Source organism: Pseudomonas shirazensis (assembly GCF_050496565.1).
Taxonomy (GTDB): domain Bacteria; phylum Pseudomonadota; class Gammaproteobacteria; order Pseudomonadales; family Pseudomonadaceae; genus Aquipseudomonas; species Aquipseudomonas shirazensis_A.
This window is the reverse complement of sequence record NZ_JBNWAE010000005.1, coordinates 210,871-223,977: the sequence shown is the minus strand read 5'-3', so window position 1 is coordinate 223,977 and position 13,107 is coordinate 210,871. Positions and strand designations below refer to the sequence as shown.

Sequence of the window (13,107 nt, the reverse complement as noted above, 5' to 3'; positions counted from 1 at the left end):
CTTATTGGTCTTGTTTGGGCGCATCGAGCACCAGGTTCAGCTCTTGTGCAAGTTGCTTTCGCGCCTGCTCGTCGGTCAGCAGTTGCTGCAGTTGTTTGCGGAACGCCGGGACATTGCCCAGCGGGCCTTTAAGTGCAACTAGCGCTTCACGTAGCTCCAGCAGCTTGTTCAGCTCCGGCACCTGGCGGGCGACCTGGTCAGGCCCGAAGTCGTTTATCGAATTGAACTGAAGGTGCACCGCCAACTCGGCATCGGTGGCGGCATTGAGCATCGACGGCACGGCCATACTCAGGCTGACATCTGCATCTCTGAGCACATGATTGAAGGTGTGCTTGTCGATGCCCATGACCTGGCGGTCTTCAACGCTGCGGCTGTCGTCAAGGCCGAAGTCGCCCAGAACCAGCATTTTATGCGGCAGCTCTATTTCGGCCTGCTCGCCGCCGGTAGCGGGCACATATTTGATGTTGATACGCTCTTTGGGAGCGACGGAGCCGTTATTTTTCGCCATAGAAATGCGTAACTTCCTGTTATGTTTGTAGGAAATTTCTCATTTAGAGAGTTAACTTTCTTTAATTTATGTAGGAAGCATCCTACGTAAATAAAGTATTCCTGTTTAGTTGTCCGGGGAGTGACTGCCGGCTTATTAAAACCTTGCGCGCAACATGGCTTTTTGGTCGAGCAAAAAAGTGTAAGGAAATATTTGCCTGTATGTTTTGTTGTCGCTGGATTAGTGTTCATTCCCTCAGCGATCATCACGTATAGATTCTGGCATTGTGCTGGTTATTTAAGACAATTCCTACGCTCTATTGGGTGTGCTTCCTATTGAATGGAGTTCAATTCGGTGTTAATTCGGAGTGCGTCTGGCATTGTTTTTTTACTGCTGATAAGTGCAGGCGAAGTATTGGCCGACCCTGTACGTGATTGCCCGAGTATTACGTCCAACCTGGAGCGTCTGGCCTGCTTTGACCAAGCTGCCGGAACCCCGGCGCGGGTTGCCAGGCAGAACTGGTCGGTACCAGAGCAGGATTCCCCCAGCGTGCAGAGCGTCATGACCAACGAAGCCGAGCGGGCGGGTGATGACCTGACCTTCCGCCTTCGCGTCCATGATCAAGGCGAGCCCGTGCACAAGCGGCTGGTGATTTCGGCTCCGGCAATCGCCGAAGGCGAACCGCGGCCTTACTTGGCAATCAGCTGCGTGCAAAACATCTCAAGATTGCAGTTGATCAGCTCGCGGCCTATTGACGCCCGATGGGTCAGGGTCCAGCTGCAAGGCGAGCGCGGATCGACCCTCCCTACACCCTGGCAAGTGATGGAAAACGGCCAGGTGCTGGATGCCGGCCGTGGCTTACCGGCTATCGAGCAGATCAAGCAGATCATCGGGGCTGAGCGCATCCACGTTGTTAGCGAGCATGCGGACCTCAATGGCCTGAGCTTCGATGCCCAGGGCTTGGATCCATTGATCGAGGAGGCGCGCAGAGCATGTCGTTGGTAGCGCCAGTCTCGGCGGAAGAAATTGCGCGGCTGCTTGCGCCGATCGACCCCGCAGCTCCGGCAGGCATGTTCGACGTGGAGGACGAGACGTATCAGGCAATTGACCAGGAAATGGTCAAACTGGGCGGCATGCAGGAGTCTTCGATTGACTGGTGCTACATCGAGGAAGCGTCGCGCCAGTACTTGAGCCAACAATGCAAACACCTGCGCATCCTTGGTCATCTGAGCGTCGTTTGGCTACGCAGCGCCTGTTGGGAGCGCTGGGGGTTCACCCTGGACCTGCTTGCGGGGATGCTGGAGCGCTACTGGGAAACCGCGCACCCCAAGCCCGGGCCTAAAGGTTTCCTTGGCAAACGCAAGTCGGTCGCATTGATCATCAAACGACTAACCGATGCGATTCCGCAGCTGGATCGGTTTACCTACACCCCGGCCAATGCTGCGGCGGCGCAGCGAGCGCTCTGCAGCTTGCAACAACAGGTCAAGGCAGCGCAGCTTGACGCGGCTGCGGTCGATGATTTGCAGCGCTTGCTGCTCAAGCAGCTTGAATCTGCCAGCGGTACCGGGGAGAAGACGCAGGTCAGCCCAGTGCCATCACGAAGGGAGGCAACGCCATTGGCCGAAGCCTTCTTGCCGGCCAAGCCGGGCATCTCCCTGGGTAACGAGCGCGAGACCCGCCGTGCTGTGTTGAGCATGGCCGAATTCATCAATCAGCAGGATATCTATGACCCCACCGGCTTTCAGTTACGGCGCTTTGGCCTATGGGCTCATATTCAGCTTGCGCCTGTTGCAAGGCAGGACCAGCGCACCGAGCTGATGGTAGTTCCGGCTGACATCGCCATCAGCTACGAAGAAGCGGTCGCCGGAACTGCAATTGATCCCGCGCTGCTACTGCGGGTGGAGAAAAGCGTAGCGGCTTCGCCCTACTGGATTCGCGGCAGTTTCCTTGCGGCCACCATCGCCGGTCGGCTGGCAATGGGTGAGGTTGCAGAAGCTATTCGCAGCGCCACTGCGCGTTTCGTACTGCGCCTGCCCGCGTTGCAGTCGCTGCGCTTCAGCGATGGTACGGCTTTTATCGATGAGCAGTGCCTGGCGTGGCTCAAAGGTGGCCATGGCTCGACAGAGCAGACAACGGCTTCGCAAGAATTCGGCAGCCTTCGCGCCGAGCTGGTCAGCCAGCTGGAAGCAGCAGGTGTGGAGCCGGTGCTGCTGAAGCTGCAAGCGTTGCAAACAGACTATCGCTCGCCACGTGAGCGTTGCCATACCACCGCTATCGCCGCCGACCTGCTCGCCACTAAAGGCGTCTCCTGGTTGGCTCAGGACCTCTGCGCAAGCGTGGTGCGAACCATGCAGCAAACCAGCGCCGCTGCCTGGGAGCCAGAGGTGTTCAACCGGCTGCAGCAGGTAGCAGCAACCTCGGCGCTGCTCAATCAGATCAAGGACTAGAAGCCTCATGAAACAACTCTGGACTGTTTTCAAACGTTGGGGCATGCCGTTGGCAAGACGGGTCGGCTTGGCCTTGCCGGTCCTGCTGGGGCTTGGTGCCGTACTCGTGCTGATCGCCATCTGGTGGCTCGGCCCGCACTGGAACTGGCGTGGCCAGCAGCCGCTGGCGAGTTTGACGCAACGCAGTCTGGCAAGCCTGGTGCTTGTACTGATCCCACTGCTGGCGTGGGCTCTGGTATTGCGGGGCTGGGTTTGCTCGGCTGCAAGCTGAGCGCGAGCAGGCGCTGGCTGCTGAAGCAGACCCTTGCTTGCCGCTGGTGCAGGCACAGGATCGCGCGCTGCAGCGCAACCTTCAACACTACCTCAGCAATGCCGGCGGCGGTCGGGCGTTGTATCGGCTGCCGTGGTACATGGTCGTGGGTGTGACGGAGGCCGGCAAGAGCAGCTTCATCGAGCGTTCCAATCAGCGCTTCACACTCACCCGGATCGACCAAGCCCATTCACGTGGGTATCCGATTGATGCCCCCGCTTATCCAATCGGTTGGTGGATAAGTGATGACGCGGTGATCATCGATCCGCCCGGGGCTTTGATCACCCAGACAATGGCCAAGACCGAATCGGGCGATACATCGTCCGAACCTAGTGCTGCACTACCCGCCGGCAGCCAGGCGAAGCTGTGGAATCATCTGCTCGGCTGGCTGGTCCGCAATCGAAGCCGCAGGGCCCTCAATGGTCTTCTGCTGGTCGTGGACCTACCAGCCCTGCTGCATGCTTTGCCAGAGCATCGCATCGATCTAGCCCACACCCTGCGCACCCGGCTGTACGACGTTAGTAGTCAGCTAGGTTCGCGCCTGCCGGTGTATGTGGTGATGAGCAAACTCGACTTGCTCGACGGGTTCGACCAGTTTTTCGCCCGCATGCCTGTAAAGGTGCGCGAGCAGATACTGGGCTTCACCTTCAGGCTGGACCCCGTCAATGACTTCGACGCCTGGTTGGATGAGTTCGGCAACCACTATGACAAACTGACCGCTCTGCTCTATGAACAAGTACTTGAGCAGATGCGGCTACTGGCATGCCCGTTCCAGCGTGAGCGCCTCATGTCACTGCATGCCCAGCTCATCGGTCTGCGACCCGTCAGTTTGAGTTTTCTCAAGGAAGTACTGGCCAGTGATCGCTTCACCACGCCGGCCTTGGTTCGGGGTGTGTACTGGTCATCTGTACTGCAGCGGGGGCAAATCACCAATGCGTTCGTTCGCGAGGCGGCCCAGCCTTACGTAGTCAAACAGGTGGTGCTTGAAAGCAAGCCGCATGGTCAGCCAGCGGTTTATTTCATCCAGCAACTGTTCGAGCGGGTCATCTACAAGGAGGCTGGCCTCGCTGGCGACAATGCCAAGGTTGCGCGTAACAAACGCCAGTTGCGGTGGCTCGGCTCGGGAGTGGGCATTTTAGCGCTGGCTGTTGCGGCCGCGAGTTGGCAACGCTACTTCGATGTCAACCAGCTGAAAGCCGCTGCTGTCCTGGCAAAGAGTCAGGAATACAGCCTTCACGAGGTCGATCAACATATCGACCCCACCGGGCGTAACCTGCTCGGGCCGCTTGACCAGATCCGCGATGCAGTAGCCGTGTTCGGTGACTATCGCACAGCATGGCCTGGCGTGGCAGATATGGGCCTTTATCAGGGGCGCGCAATCGGGCCGAGGGTAGACGAAGCGTACCTGAGTCTGCTGTCCAGGCGCTTCCTGCCTTCACTGGCGGCTGGCGTCATCGAGGCTATGGACGCTGCGCCTGCCGGTAGCGAGCAGCAGATGGCTGCGCTGCGGGTTTATCGCATGATCGAGGACCGTAGCAATCGCCGCCCGCAGTGGGTAGAGGAATGGATGGCCCAGCAGTGGCAGGCTGCCTTCCCTGGGCAGGGGCAGGTGCAGCGTAATCTGATGCGCCATCTGCATTACGCCATGGCGTACGCCGATACCGATCTGCCGCAGTATCGTCTGCGCGTCAGCGAGATTCAGCGAACCCTGCGCGAACTGCCGCTCCCGCAACGTGTGTACAACACGCTCAAGCAGCAGGCGCAGGAGCGGCTGCATGGCAACCTTGACCTGCGCAATCAGGTCGGGCCTGCGTTCAATGTGGTTTACCAGCCAAGCACTGCAGGCAAATCTGACTATCAGAGTCTGCTGCTGGCCAAGCTGCTCACGGCTGAAGGCTACAAAAGCTATTTTGAGCCTCACAGCGAGAAGATCACCGACATAGCCATGATTGACCAGTGGGTACTAGGAGAGCGCGATCAACTCGACTACTCGGATACCGACCGTAAAGCCTTGACCGAGCGTGTTCGTAGTCTCTACAGCGCCGATTACGTCAATAGCTGGCGGCAGGCCCTGAACGCTGTTGCTATCACTGATTTCCAGGACCTGAAGCATGCTGTGACGGTATTGGAGCAACTGACCGGCCCTGCTGCGCCTATGCAGCGGTTGCTGGAAACGGTGTCGGAAAATACCTCGCTGAGTTCGTTGCCGGTGGTGGGTACCGGGTTGGAGCAGCCCGATGTTATCCAGCCTGCAGCGAGCATGCCTGAGTCGCCGCAGACCGTGAGCATCCGCCGGGCGTTTGCCGGCCTCAATGCCATGCTGGAAGTCAAAGGCGAAAAGCCTAGCTACTACGATGAAACCCTGACCGCGATCACCGCCGTGCACGACTACGCCAGACTGGTCCACGACAGCCCCGATCGTGGCCGGGCCGCACTGAATGCGGTACTGCAGCGCTTCTCGATGACCGGGCACGATCCGATTGGCACTTTGCAACGCGTTGCCAGTGGCTTGCCAGAGCCGCTCAATCAGCAGGTCAAAAAGGTTGCAGACCAGACCACTCGCGTGCTGAACATCGAAGCGCTGCGTGAACTGGAGCGGCGATGGGACGCCGACGTTTACAGCTTTTTCCAGCAGCGGTTGGCCGGTCGCTATCCGTTTGCAGCGGCCGCGGCCGATGCCTCGCTGGATGACTTTGAGGCGTTCTTTGGACCGAAGGGCCGCTTGCAGCAGTTTCAGGATCATTACCTGACAGTCTTCCTGAAAGACAACATCGAGGCTTTGCAGGCCGACCAACACGGCAAGTCGCTGATCCGTCCTGATGTGATCGCGCAGTTACAAGCGGCAGATCGCATCCGCGACACCTTCTTTGATCAGCGCGGCAACCTCAGTGTGCAATTCAGCATCGAGCCACTTGGCCTCAGCGCCAACCAACGCACCAGCCTGCTGGACCTCGACGGCCAGCTGATTTCCTACACCCATGGCCCGAGCCAGATCACAGGCGTGGTCTGGCCCAACACGCTTGGTCAGCAGGTGCGCAGCAACCTGACTTTGCTCAGGCTCAATGGCAACAGCAGCCGCCTGGAGTACCGCGGCCCATGGTCGATGTTCCGCCTGCTCAGCCGAGGCGCGCTCAACGGTCGCACTGCAACGAGTGTCGACTTGAGCTTCACAACAGGGGAGGGCGTGATGCGCTACCGACTGAATTCCGAGAAAGCCTTCAACCCGATTACCCAGCAGCCGTTCAAGGGCTTCAAGCTGCCCCGCGGGTTATTACAACAGCCTTCGAATCTACTCCAGGCGAGTGTGCTGGAGGAAGGCAGGAGTAGCGCGTTGTAGAGCTGGGACAACCCGGCGAGTGATGCAGTCGGGGTCAATAACAATAAGAAAGAGAGCACTGATATGGATGTATCAATGGGCCTGTTGGCTGCGGTTTTCTGGGGCGTGACCGATTTTCTGGTGGGTATCAATGCGCGGCTGTTCGGTGTCCGGCGATCTGTTTTTTTCGGCCAGCTCATTGGCTTGATCTTGATTAGCCTGATATTGCTGATGTCGAGTCGACACCTGATGCGTCTGATCGATGCGCCACTGTTAGCCATCATGCTTGGCCTGCTCGCAGCCGTTTGTGCAGTGGCAGGCGCTCTCGCGTTGGCAAATGCGTTCGCAATAGGCAAAACCGCCCTGGTCGCGCCGCTGGTCACAAGCTATGGAGTTGTCACTACTCTGATCGCATGGGTAGCGGGTGAGACGTTGACCAACTGGCAATTCACGGGTGTCTTTATCTGTGTCTGCGGGGTGCTCTTGGTAAGCCGCAGGCCATCCGTCCGTAACCACACTTCAGTGCGACAGGGAAGGGCATCCATCACCTATGCGCTTGCGGCTGCCCTCTGTTACGGCGCGAGCTTATGGTTGCAAGGCACCTATGCACTTCCCGCACTCGGCCCAATAAATATGCTGTGGCTCATCTATGTCATTGGCGTGGCCGTGCTATGGCGAGAGGTGATCCCGATGTTGTCACGGCAGAGCGCTATTCAGCTCAAGGCCTATGGAACCCTCTGCGCCGCGAGCCTGTGCAATTTGAGCGGCTTTGCCGCCTTCTCCTGGGGGGCAATGAGCGGCTCAGTTTCGATCGTTACGGTAATCAGTACGCTGTCCGGTGGTATCGCGTCATTGCTCGGTTACATTTTTCACAGCGAGCGCCTCACAGCTCTGCAGGTCTCAGGTATCGCCCTTGTGCTGATCGGCGCTGCCCTTATCCACCTATATGGCTAAGAGGGTTCCTGGCCATGACCGCCGCGGCTGAACGGCGCCGCTGACCCGGCGCCGTTCCCCTTCACTCCGAGGTCTTAGGCGCAAACCGCAATATCAAACAAGCAATCACCGCCGAAAGCAGCGACCCCAGCAAAATCCCGATCTTGGCTTTATCAATCAGCTCAGCCTGCCCCGGAAACGCCAACTCGCCGATAAACAGGCTCATGGTAAAGCCAATCCCGCAGAGCATCGCCACCCCGTAAATCTGCAACCAGCTGGCCCCCTGCGGCTTGGAAGCCAGGCCAGTCTTCACCGCCAGCAACACCCCGGCAAACACACCAAGCTGCTTGCCCAGCAAAAGCCCAAGGGCGATCGCCAGCGGCAGGGGCGCAAACACGTCACTCCAGCTCAAGTGAGTAAACGCCACGCCGGCATTGGCAAAGCCGAACGCGGGCACGATCAGGAAGCCCACCCACGGCGCAATCCCATGCTCCAGCGTCAGCAGCGGGCTCTTGGCATCGCCAGCGGTGTAGGGGATCAACAAAGCGCCCACCACACCGGCGATGGTCGCGTGCACGCCGGAAAGCAGGGTGAAGTACCACAGCGCCGCAACGCCGATCATGTACGGCCACAGGCTGACCACGCGCAGGCGGTTCAGACCCAGCAGCAGGGCGACGATGGCACCGGCGCCGGCGAGGGCCATGAGGTTGATCGATGAGGTGTAGAACAGTGCAATGATCGCCACTGCGCCCATGTCGTCGATGATCGCCACCGATACCAGCATCACTTTCAGCGACAGCGGTGCGTGCTTGCCGAGCAGCGCCAGGGCGCCGACCGCAAAGGCGATGTCGGTGGCGGCGGGGATTGCCCAGCCACTGGCCAGGCCGGGTTCGACGGCGGACACCTTGAGGTAGATCAGCGCCGGTACTGCCATGCCCATCAGCGCTGGCAGCGCGGGCAGGCGGCGTTGTTCCCAGGTGGCCAGGCGGCCGTCGACCATTTCGCGCTTGATCTCCAGGCCGACCATCAGGAAGAAGATCGCCATCAGGCCGTCGTTGATCCACAGGTGCACGGTCATCGGCCCGAGCTTTTCTGTGAAGGTCGGGCCGAGTGGCAGGTGCAGCAGGTGTTGATAGGCTGCGGCCCATGGGCTGTTGGCGATGATGATGGCCAGCGCGGCGGCGAGCATCAGCACCACGCCGCCCGCGGCTTCGCTGGCGAGCAGGCGCTGCAGCAATGTGCGCCGCTCGGCGCTGTTCAGAGAAACGGTCATGCGAGGTCCTCTTTCATGGATTCGCCCTGGATGCTGCAGGCATTGGCCGAACGACGGCCACGGCAAAGCGCTGGCAGCGAATGGGCCACTGCAACAATAGGCGAGAAGAAGGGAAGGGGATGCAGCGTGCACGTACCCGGCAAAAAACGCGGGAACGGCATACGCCAAAGGAATAGCAAGGCTGCGTGCAACATGGATGGACTCTCGGAAAACAAATGAATGTTCTCCGTATTCGGGATAGCTCCCGGGCGCACGCAGCACACGCCAGGCGGCGAATTATACAGAGTTGGCAGTCAAGGTGGGCGAGGGGTCTGCATCGAAATGTTGCAGTGGAGCGCTGGAGCATCAGCCCATTGCGGACTTTTGCTCCAGCGCGGTCAGGCTTCAGCCGCCGATGGCCGCTGTCGACCCTTGCAGCTGCCAACGGCTGCGCAGCGACTGCAGTGCATTGTCCAGAATCGAGACGCCGCTCTGCTCACGGGCGATGCGCTCCTGACGGAAGCTGTCGTCCAGTACTGTCAGCAGACTCTGGCTGCGGCTGCTCGAGCTTGGTGTGGTCACATCGTTGGTCAGGTCGCCATTCACATAAGTCCGTACCCGCTCGCTCTGACTGGCGGACTGCGAGGCACTTGCTTCAACCAGGCGGCCTTTGTCGAAGGCCAGGCGCGTGCTGCTGTTGGCCTGGTCATTGATCTCGTGATAGCGGTAGTTCTGCGACTCGCGGTCCATCCCCAGCTTCATGTCTGTCAGCGGGTTGGTGCCCACGTGGTAGGCCGCTTTCAGTTCGCTCTGCTGATCCTGCTGCACCGAGCGGGTCAATTGCCCGCCACCTTTGATGGTGGTCGATTGCGAGGCGCGATAGTCGAAGCGATCGGACTCGGCCAGGCGCATCGGGTTGCTCTGCTTCGGGGGTTGGCTGATCGAGGCGTTGAAGTCGGCCAGGCCGCTGAGCAGGGCGCGGTCGCTGGCGCTCTGCAAGGAGCTACGCCCAGTCACCGCCTGCTTGCCCTCATCGACGGCGTTGAGTTGGGTGAACGCCTCCTTGAACAGGTTCATCAGGTTCTCATCGCCTTTACCGCGCTTTTGCGCAGCGTCGAACTGGCTCAGGTAATTGCTGATGGCCGCCTGGCGCTGGCTGCTGCTGCCCAGCTTGGCAGCGTCCGGGGTGTCGAGGTTCATCTGCACGCGCCCGGATGGGCCGTCCAGCGTGAGGTTGCGCGACTGCTCGTTGACGCTCAGGTCGAAGGTCTGCGGTTCGCCGTTGACGTCCAGCTTGGCGTTCAGCTGCAAGCCGCTGAACAGCGTCGAGTCAAGCTTGACCAGGTTGCCGAGCTGCAAGCGTGGCGGGACCTGGGTCAGGCCGTCCAGCGCCGACTGAAAGTCGCCGGCCATGGCCGCGAGGCCCTGAAGTTCATCGTCGCTGAGTTCACCGCCGAGCACTTCGGCGCTCACTGCCAGGCCTTGGGCGTTGCTCGCCAGGGACAGGTTGACCGTCGCCCCGGAGGCCGTTGTCAGGCTGAAGGTCACGCCATTGGTGGGGTGCGAACGCAGGTTGGCCAACTGCAGTTGCAGCGCGGCCGCGTTGGGCTGTTCGCCGTTGGCGATGGTCAGGATGGACTGCGAAATGGACTTGCCACCATTGCCCGCCAGTTGCTCCAGCAGCGCCGCACCGATGTTCTGGAAGCGGGCACCCGTAGCCGATGACTGGATACTGTTCATCAGCGCCGTGCTCAGCTTGTCGGTGCTTTCCTGCTCCCAGGCGTAGCGTACCTGCGGGCCGGTCAGAGTACCGTTGGCGTTGTAGGTCGAGTTGGGCGTGGTGTCCACCGCCTGGCCGAGGCTGACCGAGGTGCTGGGTGAAGTCAGGGGCGGGCTAGCCTGGTCAACCGCCTGCACTTGAACAGGTGCAGGGGCGGTGTAGATCGGGGTAAGGCGCTGCGCAGCGGTTATCGCATTCATGGTCGGCTTCCGTGCAGATCTTGGGTCTAACCCAGGGTATCGGCGCGGTCAGGCAAAACCTTAGCGTTCATGGAGGTATTGGCTGCGCTGCGCAAGCCGGAAACAAAACAGCCCGCCAAAAGGCGGGCTGATTGCTCAAGCACGGACGATCAGCGGCGACGGAACAGCGGCAGCGGTTCGTCGGTCGCGGCCTGGTAGGTCACCGAAAAATCTTTCAGGCCTTCCAGAGCATCGACAGGGTCTTTGTCGGCGCGAATGGCAAACGCGTCGAAGCCGCAGCGCGCCAGGTAGAACAGCTGGTCACGCAGGACATCGCCGATCGCGCGCAGCTCGCCCTTGAACTGATAGCGATCACGCAGCAGGCGCGCATTGGAGTAGTTGCGCCCGTCGGTGAAGGCCGGGAAGTTCAGGGCAATCACCTGGAAGTGGGCGACGTCGTCACCGATTTCTTCGGCTTCTTCGTCGCTGTCCAGCCACACGCCAAGGCCACCATCGCGGGCCTTGAGCGCATGGGCGTGATCACGCCAGAGTTGCAGTGGCACGATGTAGTCGTCGCAGTTGGTCAGCTCGTCGAACGAGGCATCCTTGGGCAGCAAGTGCCAGGTTTCGTCGACCAGCTGGTTGTTCTTAATGATTCGCTGCATAGACGCGCTCCTTGAAGGGGTCGATGCCAATACGTTGGTAGGTGTCGATGAAGCGCTCTTCTTCGGTACGTTGTTCAACGTAGACGTCGATCAGCTTCTCGATCACATCGGCCATCTGGTCCTGAGCGAAGGATGGGCCGAGGATCTTGCCCAGGCTCGCGTCACGGGCGGCGTTGCCACCCAGCGAGACCTGGTAGAACTCCTCACCCTTCTTGTCGACACCGAGGATGCCGATGTGGCCGACGTGGTGGTGACCACAGGCATTCATGCAACCAGAGATGTTCAGGTCCAGCTCACCGATGTCGAACAGGTAGTCGAGGTCGTCGAAGCGGCGCTGGATCGACTCGGCAATCGGAATCGACTTGGCGTTCGCCAGCGAGCAGTAGTCACCACCCGGGCAGCAGATGATGTCGGTCAGCAGGCCGATGTTCGGCGTGGCAAAGCCGCTTTCGCGCAGCTCTTGCCAGAGCGTGTGCAGCTGACGCTGCTCGACATCGGCAAGGATGATGTTCTGCTCGTGCGAGGTGCGCAGGAAGCCGAAGCTGTAGCGCTCGGCCAGGTCGGCGACGGCGTCCAGCTGCTTGTCGGTCAGGTCGCCCGGAGCAACCCCGGTCGGCTTCAGCGACAGGGTCACGGCAACATAGCCTGGGCGCTTGTGCGCACGGGTGTTGCGCGAACGCCAGCGGGCGAAGCCTGGGAATTCCTGGTCGAGCTCGGCGTAGTCGACGTTGTCCAGTGCCTGATAGGCCGGGTCGACGAAGTGGCGTGAAACGCGCTCGATCTCGGCTTCGGTCAGGGTCGTGTTGCCACCGCGCAGGTGGGCCATTTCGGCTTCGACCTTTTCCGCGAACACTCGCGGGGTCAGGGCCTTGACCAGGATCTTGATCCGCGCCTTGTACTTGTTGTCACGGCGACCGTAACGGTTGTACACGCGCAGAATCGCGTCGAGGTAGCTGATCAGATCCTGCCACGGCAGGAACTCGTTGATGAACGAGCCGACCACCGGGGTACGCCCCAGGCCGCCGCCGACCAGTACGCGGAAGCCCAGCTCGCCGGCTTCGTTGCGCACCGGCTCCAGGCCGATATCGTGCACTTCGATGGCTGCGCGGTCGTCCTTCGAGCCGTTCACGGCAATCTTGAACTTGCGCGGCAGGTAGGCGAATTCGGGGTGGAAGGTGGTCCACTGACGGATGATCTCGCACCATGGGCGCGGATCGATCAGTTCATCGGCGGCGACGCCGGCAAACTGGTCGGTGGTGGTGTTGCGCAGGCAGTTGCCGCTGGTCTGGATCGCGTGCATCTGCACGGTGGCCAGCTCGGCAAGGATGTCCGGGATGTCTTCCAGCGCCGGCCAGTTGTACTGGACGTTCTGCCGGGTACTGATATGCGCATAGCCCTTGTCGTAGTCGCGGGCGATCTTCGCCAGCACACGCACTTGCGTCGAGTTGAGTTGGCCGTAAGGCACGGCCACCCGCAACATCGGGGCGAAACGTTGGACATACAGGCCGTTCTGCAGGCGCAGAGGGCGGAATTCTTCTTCGCTCAGTTCACCGGCCAGATAGCGGCGGGTCTGATCACGGAACTGCTTGACGCGGTCCTCGATGATCCGCTGATCGTACTCGTCGTATACGTACATAAAAGTCCTGTCTCAGGCTGCATGCAGCTAATCGCGCGCACGGCCGCGCACTCCGGTTCGGAGCCGGGGAACGATATCAGGTTGCATTTATGCGCTAAAGTG

Annotated in this window: 8 protein-coding genes and 1 pseudogene; 4 read left to right on the top strand and 5 right to left on the bottom strand. The window is 60.3% G+C overall.

Features of this window, described 5'->3' with window-relative positions; all coding sequences use genetic code 11:
• Position 1 precedes the first annotated feature (1 nt).
• The gene (tssB, locus tag ACQZ2L_RS10000; protein ID WP_430325904.1) at positions 2–508 is read right to left on the bottom strand and encodes a type VI secretion system contractile sheath small subunit; all 507 of its coding nucleotides are present in this window, start codon (positions 506–508) and stop codon (positions 2–4) included.
• 318 nt (positions 509–826) lie between these two features.
• Here tssB and vasI point away from each other — a divergent pair, with 318 nt between their 5' ends.
• From vasI to ACQZ2L_RS09980, 4 genes and pseudogenes are all read left to right on the top strand, one after another.
• Positions 827–1,492: a type VI secretion system-associated protein VasI gene (gene vasI, locus ACQZ2L_RS09995; RefSeq protein WP_430325903.1), complete on the top strand. Its 666-nt coding sequence runs from the start codon at positions 827–829 to the stop codon at positions 1,490–1,492.
• Positions 1,480–2,934, top strand: a complete 1,455-nt coding sequence (gene tssA / locus ACQZ2L_RS09990; RefSeq protein WP_430325902.1) for a type VI secretion system protein TssA — start codon at positions 1,480–1,482, stop codon at positions 2,932–2,934. Before vasI ends, tssA begins: the two co-directional genes overlap by 13 nt.
• A 7-nt stretch (positions 2,935–2,941) precedes the next feature.
• Positions 2,942–6,581 (top strand): annotated as a pseudogene (tssM, locus tag ACQZ2L_RS09985) (type VI secretion system membrane subunit TssM).
• Between the two features lie 63 nt (positions 6,582–6,644).
• Positions 6,645–7,514 (top strand): EamA family transporter, encoded by an 870-nt coding sequence (locus ACQZ2L_RS09980; protein WP_430325901.1) that lies wholly within the window; start codon positions 6,645–6,647, stop codon positions 7,512–7,514.
• 61 nt (positions 7,515–7,575) lie between these two features.
• Here the strand turns inward: ACQZ2L_RS09980 and nhaA are convergent, their stop codons facing one another.
• From nhaA to ACQZ2L_RS09960, 4 genes are all read right to left on the bottom strand, one after another.
• On the bottom strand, positions 7,576–8,766 hold the full coding sequence (gene nhaA / locus ACQZ2L_RS09975) for a Na+/H+ antiporter NhaA (RefSeq protein WP_430325900.1): 1,191 nt from the start codon (positions 8,764–8,766) through the stop codon (positions 7,576–7,578).
• Between the two features lie 384 nt (positions 8,767–9,150).
• On the bottom strand, positions 9,151–10,725 hold the full coding sequence (locus tag ACQZ2L_RS09970; RefSeq protein ID WP_430325899.1) for a hypothetical protein: 1,575 nt from the start codon (positions 10,723–10,725) through the stop codon (positions 9,151–9,153).
• Positions 10,726–10,874: 149 nt separating this feature from the next.
• Positions 10,875–11,369 carry a DUF934 domain-containing protein gene (locus ACQZ2L_RS09965; RefSeq protein WP_101318473.1) on the bottom strand — a complete coding sequence of 165 codons (495 nt, stop codon included), beginning with the start codon at positions 11,367–11,369 and terminating at the stop codon, positions 10,875–10,877.
• Entirely contained in the window at positions 11,353–13,005 is a 1,653-nt protein-coding gene (locus ACQZ2L_RS09960) for a nitrite/sulfite reductase (RefSeq protein WP_430325898.1), read from the bottom strand. Before ACQZ2L_RS09960 ends, ACQZ2L_RS09965 begins: the two co-directional genes overlap by 17 nt.
• Positions 13,006–13,107 lie beyond the last annotated feature (102 nt).

Excerpts from the sequence above, each read along its gene's own strand:
- ACQZ2L_RS09980 (WP_430325901.1), top strand. The coding sequence starts at position 6,645 with ATGGATGTATCAATGGGCCTGTTGGCTGCGGTTTTCTGGGGCGTGACC.
- ACQZ2L_RS09960 (WP_430325898.1), bottom strand. The coding sequence starts at position 13,005 with ATGTACGTATACGACGAGTACGATCAGCGGATCATCGAGGACCGCGTC.
- ACQZ2L_RS09970 (WP_430325899.1), bottom strand. The coding sequence starts at position 10,725 with ATGAATGCGATAACCGCTGCGCAGCGCCTTACCCCGATCTACACCGCC.
- vasI (WP_430325903.1), top strand. The coding sequence starts at position 827 with ATGGAGTTCAATTCGGTGTTAATTCGGAGTGCGTCTGGCATTGTTTTT.
- tssB (WP_430325904.1), bottom strand. The coding sequence starts at position 508 with ATGGCGAAAAATAACGGCTCCGTCGCTCCCAAAGAGCGTATCAACATC.
- ACQZ2L_RS09965 (WP_101318473.1), bottom strand. The coding sequence starts at position 11,369 with ATGCAGCGAATCATTAAGAACAACCAGCTGGTCGACGAAACCTGGCAC.
- nhaA (WP_430325900.1), bottom strand. The coding sequence starts at position 8,766 with ATGACCGTTTCTCTGAACAGCGCCGAGCGGCGCACATTGCTGCAGCGC.
- tssA (WP_430325902.1), top strand. The coding sequence starts at position 1,480 with ATGTCGTTGGTAGCGCCAGTCTCGGCGGAAGAAATTGCGCGGCTGCTT.